Annotated in this window: 26 protein-coding genes; all 26 read right to left on the bottom strand. The window is 62.5% G+C overall.

Annotated features, from left to right (window positions below; genetic code table 11):
* Positions 1 to 79: 79 nt before the first annotated feature.
* Entirely contained in the window at positions 80 to 697 is a 618-nt protein-coding gene (locus MAXJ12_RS19760; protein ID WP_008837739.1) for a glutathione S-transferase family protein, read from the bottom strand.
* A 118-nt stretch (positions 698 to 815) separates the two neighbouring features.
* Complete coding sequence (gene rplQ / locus MAXJ12_RS19755; RefSeq protein WP_008837738.1) at positions 816 to 1,247, bottom strand: 50S ribosomal protein L17; 432 nt, start codon at positions 1,245 to 1,247, stop codon at positions 816 to 818.
* An 88-nt stretch (positions 1,248 to 1,335) separates the two neighbouring features.
* On the bottom strand, positions 1,336 to 2,346 hold the full coding sequence (locus tag MAXJ12_RS19750; protein WP_008837737.1) for a DNA-directed RNA polymerase subunit alpha: 1,011 nt from the start codon (positions 2,344 to 2,346) through the stop codon (positions 1,336 to 1,338).
* Between the two features lie 100 nt (positions 2,347 to 2,446).
* Complete coding sequence (gene rpsK, locus MAXJ12_RS19745; protein ID WP_008837736.1) at positions 2,447 to 2,836, bottom strand: 30S ribosomal protein S11; 390 nt, start codon at positions 2,834 to 2,836, stop codon at positions 2,447 to 2,449.
* 125 nt (positions 2,837 to 2,961) lie between these two features.
* Positions 2,962 to 3,330, bottom strand: coding sequence for a 30S ribosomal protein S13 (rpsM, locus tag MAXJ12_RS19740; RefSeq protein ID WP_008837735.1), 369 nt, complete (start codon positions 3,328 to 3,330; stop codon positions 2,962 to 2,964).
* Between the two features lie 180 nt (positions 3,331 to 3,510).
* Positions 3,511 to 4,104 (bottom strand): adenylate kinase, encoded by a 594-nt coding sequence (locus tag MAXJ12_RS19735; protein ID WP_008837734.1) that lies wholly within the window; start codon positions 4,102 to 4,104, stop codon positions 3,511 to 3,513.
* Complete coding sequence (gene secY / locus MAXJ12_RS19730) at positions 4,101 to 5,441, bottom strand: preprotein translocase subunit SecY (protein WP_008837733.1); 1,341 nt, start codon at positions 5,439 to 5,441, stop codon at positions 4,101 to 4,103. Before secY ends, MAXJ12_RS19735 begins: the two co-directional genes overlap by 4 nt.
* 128 nt (positions 5,442 to 5,569) lie before the next feature.
* Positions 5,570 to 6,046, bottom strand: coding sequence for a 50S ribosomal protein L15 (gene rplO / locus MAXJ12_RS19725; protein ID WP_008837732.1), 477 nt, complete (start codon positions 6,044 to 6,046; stop codon positions 5,570 to 5,572).
* A 22-nt stretch (positions 6,047 to 6,068) separates the two neighbouring features.
* Entirely contained in the window at positions 6,069 to 6,266 is a 198-nt protein-coding gene (gene rpmD / locus MAXJ12_RS19720; RefSeq protein WP_008837731.1) for a 50S ribosomal protein L30, read from the bottom strand.
* A 25-nt stretch (positions 6,267 to 6,291) separates the two neighbouring features.
* Positions 6,292 to 6,858 (bottom strand): 30S ribosomal protein S5, encoded by a 567-nt coding sequence (gene rpsE / locus MAXJ12_RS19715; RefSeq protein ID WP_008837730.1) that lies wholly within the window; start codon positions 6,856 to 6,858, stop codon positions 6,292 to 6,294.
* A gap of 75 nt (positions 6,859 to 6,933) precedes the next feature.
* Positions 6,934 to 7,293: a 50S ribosomal protein L18 gene (gene rplR, locus MAXJ12_RS19710; protein ID WP_008837729.1), complete on the bottom strand. Its 360-nt coding sequence runs from the start codon at positions 7,291 to 7,293 to the stop codon at positions 6,934 to 6,936.
* A gap of 80 nt (positions 7,294 to 7,373) precedes the next feature.
* Complete coding sequence (gene rplF / locus MAXJ12_RS19705) at positions 7,374 to 7,907, bottom strand: 50S ribosomal protein L6 (RefSeq protein WP_008837728.1); 534 nt, start codon at positions 7,905 to 7,907, stop codon at positions 7,374 to 7,376.
* A 29-nt stretch (positions 7,908 to 7,936) separates the two neighbouring features.
* Positions 7,937 to 8,335 (bottom strand): 30S ribosomal protein S8, encoded by a 399-nt coding sequence (rpsH, locus tag MAXJ12_RS19700; RefSeq protein WP_008837727.1) that lies wholly within the window; start codon positions 8,333 to 8,335, stop codon positions 7,937 to 7,939.
* Between the two features lie 12 nt (positions 8,336 to 8,347).
* Positions 8,348 to 8,653 (bottom strand): 30S ribosomal protein S14, encoded by a 306-nt coding sequence (gene rpsN / locus MAXJ12_RS19695; RefSeq protein WP_008837726.1) that lies wholly within the window; start codon positions 8,651 to 8,653, stop codon positions 8,348 to 8,350.
* Between the two features lie 26 nt (positions 8,654 to 8,679).
* Positions 8,680 to 9,237: a 50S ribosomal protein L5 gene (gene rplE / locus MAXJ12_RS19690; protein ID WP_008837725.1), complete on the bottom strand. Its 558-nt coding sequence runs from the start codon at positions 9,235 to 9,237 to the stop codon at positions 8,680 to 8,682.
* Positions 9,230 to 9,541 (bottom strand): 50S ribosomal protein L24, encoded by a 312-nt coding sequence (gene rplX, locus MAXJ12_RS19685; protein ID WP_008837724.1) that lies wholly within the window; start codon positions 9,539 to 9,541, stop codon positions 9,230 to 9,232. The genes rplE and rplX overlap by 8 nt, the downstream gene beginning before the upstream one ends.
* A gap of 12 nt (positions 9,542 to 9,553) precedes the next feature.
* A complete protein-coding gene (gene rplN, locus MAXJ12_RS19680; protein WP_006205457.1) occupies positions 9,554 to 9,922 on the bottom strand; it encodes a 50S ribosomal protein L14 in 369 nt (122 codons plus the stop codon).
* Between the two features lie 67 nt (positions 9,923 to 9,989).
* Positions 9,990 to 10,232: a 30S ribosomal protein S17 gene (gene rpsQ / locus MAXJ12_RS19675; protein WP_008837723.1), complete on the bottom strand. Its 243-nt coding sequence runs from the start codon at positions 10,230 to 10,232 to the stop codon at positions 9,990 to 9,992.
* An 11-nt stretch (positions 10,233 to 10,243) separates the two neighbouring features.
* A complete protein-coding gene (rpmC, locus tag MAXJ12_RS19670; RefSeq protein ID WP_008837722.1) occupies positions 10,244 to 10,444 on the bottom strand; it encodes a 50S ribosomal protein L29 in 201 nt (66 codons plus the stop codon).
* A gap of 14 nt (positions 10,445 to 10,458) precedes the next feature.
* Positions 10,459 to 10,872, bottom strand: a complete 414-nt coding sequence (rplP, locus tag MAXJ12_RS19665; RefSeq protein WP_008837721.1) for a 50S ribosomal protein L16 — start codon at positions 10,870 to 10,872, stop codon at positions 10,459 to 10,461.
* Positions 10,873 to 10,900: 28 nt separating this feature from the next.
* Positions 10,901 to 11,623 (bottom strand): 30S ribosomal protein S3, encoded by a 723-nt coding sequence (rpsC, locus tag MAXJ12_RS19660; RefSeq protein WP_008837720.1) that lies wholly within the window; start codon positions 11,621 to 11,623, stop codon positions 10,901 to 10,903.
* On the bottom strand, positions 11,623 to 12,012 hold the full coding sequence (gene rplV / locus MAXJ12_RS19655; protein ID WP_008837719.1) for a 50S ribosomal protein L22: 390 nt from the start codon (positions 12,010 to 12,012) through the stop codon (positions 11,623 to 11,625). The genes rpsC and rplV overlap by 1 nt, the downstream gene beginning before the upstream one ends.
* A gap of 1 nt (position 12,013) precedes the next feature.
* Positions 12,014 to 12,292 carry a 30S ribosomal protein S19 gene (gene rpsS / locus MAXJ12_RS19650; RefSeq protein WP_008837718.1) on the bottom strand — a complete coding sequence of 93 codons (279 nt, stop codon included), beginning with the start codon at positions 12,290 to 12,292 and terminating at the stop codon, positions 12,014 to 12,016.
* A gap of 16 nt (positions 12,293 to 12,308) precedes the next feature.
* Complete coding sequence (gene rplB / locus MAXJ12_RS19645; protein WP_008837717.1) at positions 12,309 to 13,142, bottom strand: 50S ribosomal protein L2; 834 nt, start codon at positions 13,140 to 13,142, stop codon at positions 12,309 to 12,311.
* A gap of 19 nt (positions 13,143 to 13,161) precedes the next feature.
* Positions 13,162 to 13,455, bottom strand: a complete 294-nt coding sequence (locus MAXJ12_RS19640) for a 50S ribosomal protein L23 (RefSeq protein ID WP_008837716.1) — start codon at positions 13,453 to 13,455, stop codon at positions 13,162 to 13,164.
* The coding region (locus MAXJ12_RS19635; protein WP_008837715.1) for a 50S ribosomal protein L4 at positions 13,452 to 13,833 on the bottom strand (382 nt) is incomplete at its 5' end. The genes MAXJ12_RS19635 and MAXJ12_RS19640, both read right to left, overlap by 4 nt.

The raw sequence follows: 13,833 nt of genomic DNA, 5'->3' as shown, positions 1-13,833 counted from the left end.
CGGATTGAGCGCAAAAACCCTGAAACATTGCGGCGCGCCGGGGACAGGCGCGCCGAGGCCGGCCCGATTTCCAGCAGCCTCAGTCCTGTGTCTCTCCCGCAAGGGTCGTAGCTGCCATTGACGGGCGCCTGGAGAAACTGTCGTACCACGACGAAAGCCGGGGCCTTCCGGCCCCGAAGGAATAGACGTCACGAAACGCAATCCAGCTAAGCGTCGTCGCCAATGCGATCTCGCCAATATCCGGCGATTCCTTGAGCTCAACCTCCTGCTCGACGAAGTCGCAGGCTTCGGCAATCTTCTGCAATTGCGCATCTCGCATGGTCGGCCACCGCAGCGCCTCAGGCCGCCTCTCGGCTTCCCACCGGACCGCAATGCCGGAATCGGCCATCCCCTGCGCAAGCGCCTGAAGCCTCAGTGCAAGCCAGCGCGCCTTGCCGCTTGCCGGGATCAGTTTTTGACCTTCGTGCATGCCGTCCAGATATTCGCAGATGACGGTGGAGTCGAAAAGCACGAGACCGTCATCGCAGATCAACACCGGCACCTTGCCGAGAGGATTTAGCGAAATGACATCCTCATTGCGCCGGGTCGGACTCGTCTCCTGATGAACAACTTCCAATTTGTCGGCGAGACCGACCTCATGGGCGGCTACGAGAACCTTACGGGCATAGGGGGAGTGTGTCTGATAGAGAAGTTTCATCGGAAGACTCCTGGGGTCCGCGTGCGCGCCTTGACGATCGGCTCTCGTATCCAGATGTCCAGAAATGCAAAAGGGGCCACGTAGGCCCCTTTTGTTGGATCTCTTGAAAGCTGCCAGCTTATGCCGCTTCGGCTTCCGAATTGGCCTCTTCGGCCTCGACGCGGGCGCGGTCGGCGGCGCCCTTTGCGGAGGTGTCGCGATCGACGAACTCGATGACGGCCAGCGGGGCGTTGTCGCCATGGCGGAAGCCGGCCTTCATGATGCGCAGATAGCCGCCATTGCGGGTGGCGTAGCGCGGGGCGATCGTGTCGAACAGGCGCTTGACGACGCCTTCATTGCCGATCTGCGCGATCACCTGACGGCGGGCGTGCAGGTCGCCGCGCTTGCCGAGCGTGACGAGCTTCTCGACGATCGGACGCAGATCCTTCGCCTTGGGCAGCGTCGTGACGATCTGCTCATGCTCGATCAGCGAGACCGCGAGGTTGGCGAACATCGCGCTGCGATGGCTTGCACTGCGGCCCAGCCGGCGGCCGGTAAATCCATGGCGCATGGCTCTTCTCCTTCAATCCTGGTTCGAGGCCATGGCCTCTGATTTCATCAGAGCATGTCCGGGAGGCTAAACCCTCCCGGGATCAGGCTCAATACTGGTCTTCGTAACGCTTGGCGAGATCTTCGATGTTTTCCGGCGGCCAGTCGGCCACTTCCATGCCGAGATGGAGACCCATCGCGGCAAGCACTTCCTTGATCTCGTTCAGCGACTTGCGGCCGAAGTTCGGGGTGCGCAGCATCTCGGCTTCGGTCTTCTGGATCAGGTCGCCGATATAGACGATGTTGTCGTTCTTCAGGCAGTTGGCCGAACGCACCGAAAGCTCGAGCTCGTCGACCTTCTTCAAGAGCGCAGGGTTGAACGCCAGTTCGGTCACGGCCTCTTCCGGCTGCACCTTGTGCGGCTCCTCGAAATTGACGAACAGGCCGAGTTGGTCCTGCAGGATGCGCGCGGCGAAAGCGACCGCGTCCTCGCCGGTGATCGAGCCGTCGGTCTCGATGGTCATGGTCAGCTTGTCGTAGTCGAGAACCTGGCCCTCGCGGGTGTTCTCGACCTTGTAGGAGACCTTCTTGACCGGCGAATAGAGGCTGTCGACCGGGATAAGACCGATCGGCGCGTCTTCGGCGCGGTTGCGGTCTGCGGGAACATAGCCCTTGCCGGTGTCGACGGTGAATTCCATGCGGATCTCGGCGCCCTCGTCCAGCGTGCAGATCACGTGGTCGGGGTTGAGGATCTCGACGTCGCCCACGGTCTGGATGTCGCCGGCCAGCACTGCGCCCGGTCCCTGCTTGCGCACGACCATGCGCTTGGGGCCGTCGCCTTCCATCTTGATGGCGATTTCCTTGATGTTCAGCACGATGTCGGTCACGTCCTCGCGGACGCCGGCGATCGAGGAGAACTCGTGCAGCACGCCGTCGATCTGCACCGCCGTCACAGCAGCGCCGCGCAGCGACGACAGCAACACGCGGCGAAGCGCATTGCCGAGCGTCAGGCCGAAGCCACGCTCGAGCGGCTCGGCGACCAGCGTGGTCAGGGTCTTCTTCTTCGACGAGAACTCGATCTTGTTGGGCTTGATCAGTTCCTGCCAGTTTTTCTGGATCATTTTATCTTCCTTCCGATATCCTGCCACCATCCAATCGTGGCAGGCGATATGGAAAGCCGCGCAGGCGCCCGAAGACGCTCACGCGGCGGTTAAGCAATAATCAGACGCGGCGCTTCTTGCGCGGGCGGCAGCCATTGTGCGGGATCGGCGTAACATCGCGGATCGAGGTGATCGTGAAGCCGCCGGCCTGCAGCGCGCGCAGCGCCGATTCACGGCCTGAACCCGGACCGCAGACCTCCACCTCGAGCATGCGCATGCCATGCTCCTGGGCCTTCTTGCTCACGTCCTCGGCAGCCATCTGCGCGGCGAACGGGGTCGACTTGCGCGAGCCCTTAAAGCCCTGGGCTCCAGCCGACGACCAGGCAATCGTATTGCCCTGCGCGTCGGTGATGGTGATCATCGTGTTGTTGAAGGTCGAATTGACGTGGGCTACGCCCGACGAAATGTTCTTGCGTTCACGACGGCGAATACGCCCGGCTTCCTTGGCCATGATGGTCCTTTCAGTTGATCTCTACACCGCCGTAATGCCAGCGGCTCCACCTGGAGGCAGTAGGGGTTAGGCAGTAGGCAGTCGGATTTCCCTACTGCCCATTGCCTACTGCCCAATGCCTCAAATTACTTCTTCTTGCCGGCAATCGCCTTGGCCGGGCCCTTGCGGGTGCGCGCATTGGTATGCGTGCGCTGACCGCGGACCGGCAGCGAGCGGCGATGGCGCAGGCCGCGATACGAGCCGAGATCCATGAGCCGCTTGATGTTCATCGACACTTCGCGGCGCAGGTCACCCTCGACCTGATAGTCGCGGTCGATCGCCTCGCGGATGGCCAGGACTTCGGCGTCGGTCAGCTGGTTGACGCGGCGCTCGGCCGGAATGCCGACCTTCTCGACGATCTCGGAAGCGAACTTCTTGCCGATGCCGTGAATGTACTGAAGCGCGATGACGACGCGCTTGTTGGTCGGAATGTTGACGCCTGCTATACGGGCCATCTTCTTCTCCATGTGGGCCGGTCGAGCCGGCGTTTGGGTTGACCCGCGTCCGGTGGAGGCCGGCCCGTGCGGGAGTTCCTATTCAATAGACCGTCAAGTCCTCGCGGACCGGCCGTTTCATGCCTGAATGGGAGACGGGCTGCCATAGTCCAGAACGGATTGCTCGTCAAGTGCGGTCGGCTACGTTTTGTGCGTTCCGGCCAGAACCGCCTCGATCTGCTTCGTCACCGCGTCTATATCGGCCATGCCATCGACCGATTTCAGCATGCCCTTGGCGTAGTAGTAGCCGATCAGCGGCGCCGTCTTCTTATAATATTCCCGCAGCCGCTCGTCGAACACCTCCGGATTGTCGTCCTTGCGCACCGGCTGGCCGGCGGCCCGGGTCTCCTCGGCGCGCTTGACGATCCGGCCGACCAGTGCCTTGTCGTCGACGACGAGTTCTATGACCGCGTCGAGAACCAGGCCGCGATCCTCGAGCATCGTCTGGACAGCGTCGGCCTGCACCAGGGTGCGCGGGTATCCGTCAAGGATGAAGCCTCGGGCCGCATCCGGCTGGTCGAGGCGTTCGGCGACGATGGCATTGACGATGGCGTCCGAAACCAATTCGCCGGCATCCATTACGGCCTTGGCGCGCTTGCCGACATCGGTGCCGGCCTGCACCGCCGCACGCAGCATGTCACCCGTGGAGAGCTGAGGGATGCCGTGTTTTTCGACCAGTCTCTGTGCTTGCGTCCCCTTGCCCGCCCCCGGCGGCCCAAGCAATATCAACCTCATCTGCCTCTCTTGCCCCCGCGCAGCTTCGACTTCTTGATCAGTCCCTCATACTGGTGGGCAATCAGGTGACCCTGGATCTGCGCAACCGTATCCAGCGTTACACTGACAACGATCAGAAGCGAAGTGCCACCAAGGTAGAACGGCACGCCAGTCGCCGAGATCAGGAATTCGGGCAGCAGGCAGACGAGAACGAGGTAGATGGCGCCGACAACGGTGATGCGCGTCAGCACGTAGTCGATGTATTCGGCGGTGCGCTCGCCCGGGCGGTAGCCGGGGATGAAGCCGGAATGCTTCTTCAACTGGTCGGCCGTATCCTTCGGATTGAACACGATCGCCGTGTAGAAGAAGGCGAAGAACGCGATCATGGCCGCGTAAAGCAGCATGTAGAGCGGCTGCCCATGTCCAAGGGCTGCCAGGGCGGTGCTTGCCCAGCCGGGCATAGTCGTCGTTGCCGAAAAGCCTGCAACCGTCGCCGGCAGGAGCAGCAGAGACGAGGCGAAGATCGGCGGAATGACGCCGGCGGTGTTGAGCTTCAGCGGCAGGTGCGACGTATCGCCCTGGAACATGCGGTTGCCGACCTGGCGCTTGGGATACTGGATCAAAAGCCGGCGCTGGGCGCGCTCGAAGAAGACGATGATCGCGATGACGGCGATGGCCAGCACGATGATCGCGAGAATCAGCCCGGTCGACAGCGCGCCGGTGCGGCCGAGTTCCAGTGTGCCGCTGATCGCCGACGGCAGGCCGGCTACGATGCCGGCGAAGATGATCAGCGAAATGCCGTTGCCGATGCCGCGCGCGGTGATCTGCTCGCCGAGCCACATCAGGAACATGGTGCCGCCGACCAGCGTGATGACGGTGGTGGCGCGGAAGAACATGCCGGGATCGGTGACGATGCCCGCGCCGCTCTCGAGCCCGACCGAGATGCCGTAGGCCTGGACGATGGCGAGCAGCACGGTGCCGTAGCGCGTATACTGGTTGATGACCTTGCGGCCCTGCTCGCCTTCCTTCTTCAAGGCTTCGAGCGTGGGGATGACCGAAGTCATCAGCTGCATGATGATCGAGGCGGAGATGTAGGGCATGATGCCGAGCGCAAACAGCGCCATGCGCTCGACCGCGCCGCCGGCAAACATGTTGAACATGCCGAGCACGCCGCCGGACTGCTGCGTGAAAGCCTGCGCGAACGCGTCGGGATTGATGCCTGGAAGCGGGATGTAGGTGCCGAGCCGGTAGACCAGGAGCGCGCCCAGGGTGAACCAGATGCGCTTCTTCAGGTCTTCGGCCTTGGCGAAGGCTGCGAAATTCAGATTGGATGCAAGTTGTTCAGCAGCCGATGCCATATGGAAGTCTCCGCTTCGTCACGCTTGAAAGCCCGCAGCGGGCGGCATTGTCGACGAAGCTCCGAGATAGGCTTCGGACGGCAAAGATGCAAGCGGCGGCCGCCGGGACCGCCGCTTGAAAAGTGCAATTATTCCGACGCGTCGGCCTTCTCGGGAACCTTTACGGTCCCGCCGGCCTTCTCGACCTTCTCGATTGCGGCCTTCGATGCGCCGGCGACGTCAAAGCTGAGCTTCGACTTCAGTTCGCCGTCGCTGAGCAGGCGCACGCCATCCTTGGCGCGGCGGATGACGCCGGCCTTGACGAGAGCCTCGGCGTTCACGGTCGCCTTGGCGTCGAGCTTCTTGGCGTCGAGCGCAATCTGGATGCGGGCCAGCGACACGGTCACATAATCCTTGCGGAAGATGTTGTTGAAGCCGCGCTTCGGCAGGCGCCGGTAGAGCGGCATCTGGCCGCCCTCGAAGCCGTTGATGGCGACGCCGGAGCGCGCCTTCTGGCCTTTCACGCCGCGGCCGGCCGTCTTGCCGGAACCCGAGCCGATGCCGCGCCCGAGGCGCTTCTTCGAATGGGTCGCGCCTTCATTATCGCGCAGATCGTTGAGTTTCATTGTCTTTCTCCTGCGCCCGGGCCTACTTCTCGTCGACGACGCGGACGAGATGCTGTACCGCCGCGATCATGCCGCGCACCGAAGGAGTGTCTTCGAGCGTGCGGCGGCGATGCATCTTGTTCAGGCCGAGGCCGACCAGCGTCGCGCGCTGCTCCTTCGGACGGCGGATCGGGCTGCCGATCTGCTCGACCGTTACGGTCTTGGTTGCTTTCTTTGCCATGGTCGTGATCCCTGAGCTCGAACGACTATTCCTCGGCCGCTACGGCGGTGCCGCGGCGCGCCTGGAGCGTCGAGTACTTGATGCCGCGCTGGGCCGCCACATCCTTGGGATGCATCTGGCTCTTCAGCGCATCGAACGTCGCGCGCACCATGTTGTACGGGTTCGACGAACCCATCGACTTGGCAACGACATCGTGCATGCCCAGCGTCTCGAAAACGGCGCGCATCGGACCGCCGGCGATGATGCCGGTACCGGCCTTGGCGGCGCGCAGCAGCACCTTGCCGGCGCCGTGACGGCCTTCGACGTCGTGGTGCAGCGTGCGGCCCGAACGGAGCGGCACGAAGATCAACTCGCGCTTGGCGGCCTCGGTCGCCTTGCGGATTGCCTCAGGCACTTCGCGAGCCTTGCCGTGGCCGAAGCCGACGCGGCCCTTCTGGTCGCCGACGACGACGAGGGCTGCAAAGCCGAAGCGCCGGCCGCCCTTGACGACCTTGGCGACGCGGTTGATGTGGACGAGCTTGTCGACAAACTCGCTGTCGCGCTCTTCGCGGTCACGACCGCCGCGGCGGTCATCCCTACGTTCTTGTGCCATTATCCTGTTCCTTATTCTTTTCCGGAAGCACGGTTTCTACAAAGATCCAGCGCCACATTCGGACGCCGGGGCGAATTAGAAAGTGAGGCCAGCCTCGCGGGCGGCATCGGCCAGCGCCTTGATGCGGCCATGATAGATGTACGGTCCGCGGTCGAAGACGACTTCCTTGACGCCGGCCTTCGTGGCGCGTTCGGCAAGCAGCTTGCCGACAGCAGCGGCGGCCGCGACGTCGGCGCCGGTCTTCAGCGAGCCCTTCAGATCCTTCTCGAGCGTCGAAGCGGCGGCCACGGTGTGGCCCTTCGAATCGTCGATGATCTGCGCGTGGATGTTCTTCGACGAGCGATAGACCGAAAGGCGCAGGCGATCGCCCGAGACCTTCTTGATCTGACGCCGTACGCGCATCGCGCGCCGCTGGGTGGATTCCTTGGAAGCCATGGTACTTATTCCCTGCCTTGTGAAACGGGCGCGGCCATATGCGGTAGGCGTAATGCCTCCCGCGACCGCGCACCGTGGCCTTATTTCTTCTTGCCTTCTTTGCGGACGATCTTCTCACCGGCGTATTTCACGCCCTTGCCCTTGTAGGGCTCGGGTCCGCGATACTTCCGGATTTCCGCAGCAACCTGGCCGACCGCCTGCTTGTCGATGCCTGCGACCACGATTTCGGTCGGCTTCGGCACGGTGATCGTGATGCCTTCGGGCGTCTGATAGACGACATCGTGGCTGAAGCCAAGCGCGAGCTGCAGGTTCTTGCCCTGAAGCGCCGCACGATAGCCGACGCCGCTGATCTCGAGCCGCTTTTCGAAGCCCTGCTTCACGCCCTCGACGATGTTGACGATCTGCGTGCGCGACATGCCCCACTTGGAGCGCGAGACCTTGGTCTGGTCGCGAGGCTGAACGGCGATCTCGCCATTCTCCATCTTGACCAGGACTTCGTCGTTGACCACGAACTTCAGCTCGCCCTTCGGACCCTTCGCGGTGACGGTCTGGCCGTCGACGGTAGCGGTCACGCCTTGCGGCAGCGGAACGGGTTTTTTGCCAATACGAGACATTTTCTTGTCCTTACTTCACGCCGGCCAGATCAGAAAATCTGGCAGAGGATTTCCCCGCCGACATTCTGCTCGCGCGCTTCATGGTCGGCCATCACGCCCTTCGGGGTCGAAAGGATCGAGATGCCGAGGCCGTTGGCGACCTGCGGGATCGACTTGACCGACACGTAGACGCGGCGGCCGGGCTTCGAAACGCGGGCGATCTCGCGAATGACTGGGGCGCCGTCGAAATACTTCAGCTCGATCTCGATCTCGGACTTGCCGTTGTCGAAGTCGGTCTGCGTGTAGTCGCGGATATAGCCTTCATTCTTCAGAACGTCGAGAACGCGGGCGCGCAGACGCGAGGCCGGCGTCGAAACCTTCGACTTCTTGCGGCCATAGGCGTTGCGGATGCGGGTCAGCATATCGCCGAGAGGATCACTCAATGACATGTTATGTCCTCCTTACCAGCTCGACTTGACGAGACCGGGCACTGCGCCCAGCGAGCCAAGTTCACGAAGCGCGATGCGCGACATCTTCAGTTTGCGATAATAGGCGCGCGGACGGCCGGTGACTTCGCAGCGATTGCGGATACGGGTCTTGGCCGAGTTGCGCGGCATTGCCGCGAGCTTCAGCTGGGCCCGGAAACGCTCTTCGATCGGGACGTTCTTGTCCATGATCGTCGCCTTGAGAGCCTTGCGCTTCGCGGCCTTCTGGTCGACGAGCCGGCGGCGCCTGTTGTTCTTCTCGACTGAGCTGGTCTTTGCCATTTCAGATTTTCCTTTTCTCGCTGCCGTTACTGGCGGAAGGGGAAGTTGAAAGCCTTGAGCAGCGCCCGGGCTTCGTCGTCCGTCTTCGCAGTCGTACAAACGATGATGTCCATGCCCCAGATCTGATCAACCTTGTCGTAGTTGATCTCCGGAAACACGATGTGTTCCTTGATGCCCATGGCATAGTTGCCCCGGCCATCGAAGCTCTTGGGGTTCAGGCCGCGGAAGTCGCGAACGCGCGGAAGCGCGATGTTGACCAGGCGATCCAGGAACTCGTACATGCGCTCCTTGCGGAGCGTCACCTTGGTGCCGATCGGCATCTTTTCGCGGACCTTGAAGCCGGCGATCGAGTTGCGGGCATAGGTGATGACCGGCTTCTGGCCGGCGATCAGCGCCAGGTCGGCAGCCGCAACCGACGGCTTCTTGGAATCCGCGGTCGCCTCGCCGACGCCCATGTTGAGCACGATCTTGTCGAGGCGCGGGACCTCCATCTCGTTCTCATACTTGAACTCTTCGAGCAGCGCCTTGCGGATGGTCTCGTTGTAGACCGTCTTCAGGCGGGCCTGATATTCTGCCTTAGCCATTGATCACTTCTCCCGAGCGCTTTGCCACGCGCACCTTCTTGCCGTCCTGGACCTGGAAGCCGACGCGGGTCGGCTTTCCGTCCTTGGGGTCGGCCAGCGCGATGTTCGACAAATGGATCGACGCTTCCTTCGTAATGATCCCGCCCTCTTGGGACTGGGACTGTTTCTGGTGGCGGCGCACCAGGTTGACGCCGCGAACGATGGCCTTGTCGTCCTTCGGTGCTACGCTGAGCACTTCGCCGGTACGGCCCTTGTCCTTGCCGGCCAGGACGACGACCTTGTCGCCTTTGCGAATCTTCTGCATTTTTCCGGCTCCTTACAGCACTTCAGGCGCGAGCGAGATGATCTTCATGTGGTTCTTGGCGCGCAGTTCGCGCGGAACCGGGCCGAAGATGCGCGTGCCGATGGGCTCTTTCTTGTTGTCGACGAGAACGGCCGCGTTCTTGTCGAAACGGATCACGCTGCCGTCCGGGCGGCGGATGTCCTTGGCCGTGCGAACCACGACCGCCTTCATCACATCGCCCTTCTTGACGCGGCCGCGCGGGATGGCTTCCTTGATCGACACCACGATGATGTCGCCGACGGAAGCGTATTTCCGCTTCGAGCCGCCCAGCACCTTGATGCACATGACACGACGGGCGCCGGAATTATCCGCGACGTCGAGGTTTGTTTGCATCTGAATCATGACTGGCCGCCTTCTTTATTCGTGGACAGTGGCGTCATGCGCCCTGCCCGGCTTGTCCAAAATTTCGTTACTGAGCCTGGGCTTCGGTGATGACGACCCAGCGCTTGTCCTTGGAGATCGGAGCCGACTCCTGGATGAAGACCTGATCGCCGACCTTGCAGGCGTTGTTCTCGTCATGCGCCTTGTATTTCTTGGTCTGGCGCACGGTCTTCTTCATCACGGGATGCGTGAAGCGCCGTTCGACCTTGACGACGACCGTCTTCTCGTTCTTGTCGCTGACGACGGTGCCCTGCAGAATGCGCTTTGGCATGTTTTTCGTCCTTAAGCCTTCTTGCCGGCCGATTTTTCGGCGGCGATGGTCTTGATGCGCGCAATGTCCCTGCGGACCTGCTTGACGCGCGCGGTCTTCTCGAGCTGGCCGGTCGCCTTCTGGAAGCGCAGGTTGAACTGCTCCTTCTTAAGCGAGGCCAGTTCGTCGTTGAGCTGGTCCTGGGTCTTCACCCTGACGTCAGAGGCTTTCATGATCAGCCCTTCCCTTATTCTGCGATGCGCTGAACGAAGCGCGTCTTGACCGAGAGCTTGGCCGCGCCGAGACGCAGCGCCTCGCGGGCGATTTCCTCGGAGACGCCGTCGATCTCGAACATGATGCGGCCCGGCTTGACCCGGCATGCCCAGAAATCCACCGCGCCCTTGCCCTTGCCCATGCGGACTTCGGTCGGCTTGGAGGTCACCGGCACGTCCGGGAACACGCGGATCCAGACGCGGCCCTGGCGCTTCATCTCGCGGGTGATCGCGCGGCGAGCCGCCTCGATCTGACGCGCGGTGACGCGGTCCGGCTCCATCGCCTTCAGACCAAAGCCGCCGAAATCCAGGTTCGTGCCGCCCTTGGCAATCCCGTGGATGCGTCCCTTGAACTGCTTGCGGAACTTTGTGCGCTTTGGCTGCAGCATCGTTCTTTACTCCAAATCCTAATGCTTATCAGGCGTTTTCGCGGCGGCGGCTGCGCTCGCCCCGGTCGCCTGCATGCGAATGATCGCCTTCGGTGGCGCGGCGCTCCGAAGCCATCGGGTCGTGCTCGAGGATCTCGCCCTTGAACACCCAGACCTTGACGCCGCAGATGCCGTAGGCGGTCTGCGCTTCGGCCGTGCCGTAATCGACATCGGCGCGCAGCGTGTGCAGCGGCACGCGGCCTTCGCGGTACCACTCCATGCGCGCGATTTCAGCGCCGCCGAGACGGCCCGAGCAGTTGATGCGGATGCCTTCGGCGCCGAGACGCATGGCCGACTGCACGGCGCGCTTCATGGCGCGGCGGAACGCGATGCGGCGCTCGAGCTGCTGCGCGATGGACTGCGCGACCAGAATGGCGTCGATCTCGGGCTTGCGCACCTCGACGATGTTCAGGTGCGTCTCCGACTTCGTCATCTCCATCAGCTTCTTGCGAAGCTTCTCGATGTCCGCGCCCTTCTTGCCGATGATCAGGCCAGGACGGGCGGCATGGATGGTGACGCGGCACTTCTTGTGCGGACGCTCGATGACGACCTTCGAGATCGCGGCCTGCTTCAGCTCGTTCTTCAGGTATTCGCGAATCTTGATGTCTTCATGCAGCAGCTTGCCGTACTCGCCGGTGTTTGCGTACCAGCGCGAGTCCCAGGTGCGGTTGATGCCGAGGCGGAAACCGATCGGATTGATTTTCTGACCCATCAGGCGGCCTCCCCTTTCTCTTCGACTTCACGAACGACGATCGTGAGGTGCGAAAACGGCTTCTCGATCCGGCTGGCGCGGCCGCGGCCACGTGCATGGAAACGCTTCATGACAATCGACTTTCCGACATAGGCTTCGGCCACCACGAGGGCGTCGACGTCGAGGTCGTGATTGTTCTCGGCATTGGCGATCGCCGATTCCAGCGTCTTCTTGACGGTGCCGGAAATGCGCTTGCGCGAAAATTCGAGATCCGACAGCGCAGTCGCCACCTTCTTGCCGCGGATGAGCGCGGCAACGAGGTTCAGCTTCTGCGGGCTGATGCGGATGGTGCGGAGAACCGCGCGCGCCTCGTTGTCAGCAAGCCTGCGCGGAGCTTTGGCCTTGCCCATGTTACTTCCTCTTCGCTTTCTTGTCCGCGCCGTGACCGTAATAGGTCCGGGTCGGGGCGAATTCGCCGAACTTGTGGCCGACCATGTCTTCCGACACGGAGACCGGGATGTGCTTCTGGCCGTTGTAGACGCCGAAGGTAAGGCCGACGAACTGGGGCAGAATGGTAGAGCGGCGGCTCCACATCTTGATCACTTCGCTACGGCCGCCTTCGCGCACCTTCTCGGCTTTCTTCAAGAGAAAGCCGTCGATGAACGGGCCTTTCCAAACTGAACGGGTCACGTCGGACTACCTCTCTTTAGCTCTTGCGCTGATGACGCGAGCGCAGGATGAACTTGTCGGTCGCCTTGTTGGACCGCGTCTTCTTGCCCTTGGTCGGCTTGCCCCACGGCGACACCGGATTGCGTCCGCCCGAGGTACGGCCTTCGCCGCCGCCATGCGGGTGATCGACCGGGTTCATGGTCACGCCGCGATTGTGCGGGCGCTTGCCGAGCCAGACCTTGCGGCCGGCCTTGCCGAGGTTGATGTTGGCGTGGTCCGGATTGGAGACCGCGCCGACGGTGGCGATGCACAGGCCGCTGACGACGCGCTGCTCGCCCGAGTTGAGGCGCAGGATCGCCATGCCCTGGTCGCGGCCGACGAGCTGTGCGTAGGAACCGGCCGAACGCGCGATCTGGCCGCCCTTGCCGGGCTTCAGCTCGACATTGTGGACGATGGTGCCGACCGGCATGGCCGAAAGCGGCATCGCATTGCCCGGCTTCACGTCGACCGCCTCGCCGGCGATGATCTTGTCGCCGACGGCCAGACGCTGCGGCGCCAGGATGTAGTTCAGCTCGCCGTCGTCATACTTGACCAGCGCGATGAAGGCGGTGCGGTTCGGGTCGTACTCGATCCGCTCGACCGTCGCCTGCATATCGAACTTGCGGCGCTTGAAGTCGATGATGCGATACGAACGCTTGTGGCCGCCGCCGATGAAGCGGGCGGTGATGCGGCCGTAATTATTGCGGCCGCCCGACTTGGTCAGGCCTTCCGTCAGGCCCTTGACCGGCTTGCCCTTGTAGAGAGCCGAGCGGTCGACGAGAACCAGCTGACGAAGGCTGGGCGTTACCGGTTTGAAATTCTTCAATGCCATTTTACTGTCCTCGCGCCTCTCAGAGACCCGTAGCGACGTCGATCGACTGGCCCTCGGCCAGCGTCACAATCGCCTTCTTCACATCGCTCTGCCGGCCTGCCGTGCCGCGGAAACGCTTCACCTTGCCCTTGCGGATCAGGGTGTTGACCGCCGTCACCTTGACGCTGAACAGCGCCTCGATGGCAGCCTTGATTTCCGGCTTCGTCGCCTTCCTGGCGACGTTGAACACGACCTGGTTCTGTTCGGAAGCCATGGTCGACTTTTCGGTGATCGCCGGGCTGACGATCACGTCGTAGTGGCGGAGATCCGTCATTTGAAGCGCTCCTCGAGGGCCTCGACGGCGGCCTTGGAAAGGACCAGCGTGCCGCGGCGCAGAATGTCGTAGACGTTGATGCCCTGGATCGGCAGCACGTCGATGTTCGGGATGTTCGTGGCCGCGCGCTTGAAGTTCACGTCAAGCTCGGCGCCGCCGATCATCAGTGCGTTGGTCAGGCCGAGCTTTTCGAAGTTCGCGATCAGCGCCTTCGTCTTGGCTTCGGTCAGCTTCAGATCATCGATGATGATCAGGCTGGACGACTTGGCCTTGGCCGACAGCGCATGCTTCAGGCCGAGAGCGCGGACCTTCTTGGGAAGGTCATGCTCATGGCTGCGAACGACCGGGCCGTGCGCCTTGCCGCCGCCGCGAAACTGC

Source organism: Mesorhizobium alhagi CCNWXJ12-2, assembly GCF_000236565.1.
GTDB lineage: Bacteria > Pseudomonadota > Alphaproteobacteria > Rhizobiales > Rhizobiaceae > Allomesorhizobium > Allomesorhizobium alhagi.
Note: the sequence above shows the minus strand (reverse complement) of the source record. Positions and strands in the feature narration are given on the sequence as shown.

Coding starts and splice junctions, on each gene's coding strand:
- MAXJ12_RS19760 (WP_008837739.1), bottom strand. CDS start 697: ATGAAACTTCTCTATCAGACACACTCCCCCTATGCCCGTAAGGTTCTC.
- rplQ (WP_008837738.1), bottom strand. CDS start 1,247: ATGCGCCATGGATTTACCGGCCGCCGGCTGGGCCGCAGTGCAAGCCAT.
- MAXJ12_RS19750 (WP_008837737.1), bottom strand. CDS start 2,346: ATGATCCAGAAAAACTGGCAGGAACTGATCAAGCCCAACAAGATCGAG.
- rpsK (WP_008837736.1), bottom strand. CDS start 2,836: ATGGCCAAGGAAGCCGGGCGTATTCGCCGTCGTGAACGCAAGAACATT.
- rpsM (WP_008837735.1), bottom strand. CDS start 3,330: ATGGCCCGTATAGCAGGCGTCAACATTCCGACCAACAAGCGCGTCGTC.
- MAXJ12_RS19735 (WP_008837734.1), bottom strand. CDS start 4,104: ATGAGGTTGATATTGCTTGGGCCGCCGGGGGCGGGCAAGGGGACGCAA.
- secY (WP_008837733.1), bottom strand. CDS start 5,441: ATGGCATCGGCTGCTGAACAACTTGCATCCAATCTGAATTTCGCAGCC.
- rplO (WP_008837732.1), bottom strand. CDS start 6,046: ATGAAACTCAACGATCTGCGCGATAATGAAGGCGCGACCCATTCGAAG.
- rpmD (WP_008837731.1), bottom strand. CDS start 6,266: ATGGCAAAGAAAGCAACCAAGACCGTAACGGTCGAGCAGATCGGCAGC.
- rpsE (WP_008837730.1), bottom strand. CDS start 6,858: ATGGCACAAGAACGTAGGGATGACCGCCGCGGCGGTCGTGACCGCGAA.
- rplR (WP_008837729.1), bottom strand. CDS start 7,293: ATGGCTTCCAAGGAATCCACCCAGCGGCGCGCGATGCGCGTACGGCGT.
- rplF (WP_008837728.1), bottom strand. CDS start 7,907: ATGTCTCGTATTGGCAAAAAACCCGTTCCGCTGCCGCAAGGCGTGACC.
- rpsH (WP_008837727.1), bottom strand. CDS start 8,335: ATGTCATTGAGTGATCCTCTCGGCGATATGCTGACCCGCATCCGCAAC.
- rpsN (WP_008837726.1), bottom strand. CDS start 8,653: ATGGCAAAGACCAGCTCAGTCGAGAAGAACAACAGGCGCCGCCGGCTC.
- rplE (WP_008837725.1), bottom strand. CDS start 9,237: ATGGCTAAGGCAGAATATCAGGCCCGCCTGAAGACGGTCTACAACGAG.
- rplX (WP_008837724.1), bottom strand. CDS start 9,541: ATGCAGAAGATTCGCAAAGGCGACAAGGTCGTCGTCCTGGCCGGCAAG.
- rplN (WP_006205457.1), bottom strand. CDS start 9,922: ATGATTCAGATGCAAACAAACCTCGACGTCGCGGATAATTCCGGCGCC.
- rpsQ (WP_008837723.1), bottom strand. CDS start 10,232: ATGCCAAAGCGCATTCTGCAGGGCACCGTCGTCAGCGACAAGAACGAG.
- rpmC (WP_008837722.1), bottom strand. CDS start 10,444: ATGAAAGCCTCTGACGTCAGGGTGAAGACCCAGGACCAGCTCAACGAC.
- rplP (WP_008837721.1), bottom strand. CDS start 10,872: ATGCTGCAGCCAAAGCGCACAAAGTTCCGCAAGCAGTTCAAGGGACGC.
- rpsC (WP_008837720.1), bottom strand. CDS start 11,623: ATGGGTCAGAAAATCAATCCGATCGGTTTCCGCCTCGGCATCAACCGC.
- rplV (WP_008837719.1), bottom strand. CDS start 12,012: ATGGGCAAGGCCAAAGCTCCGCGCAGGCTTGCTGACAACGAGGCGCGC.
- rplB (WP_008837717.1), bottom strand. CDS start 13,142: ATGGCATTGAAGAATTTCAAACCGGTAACGCCCAGCCTTCGTCAGCTG.
- MAXJ12_RS19640 (WP_008837716.1), bottom strand. CDS start 13,455: ATGACGGATCTCCGCCACTACGACGTGATCGTCAGCCCGGCGATCACC.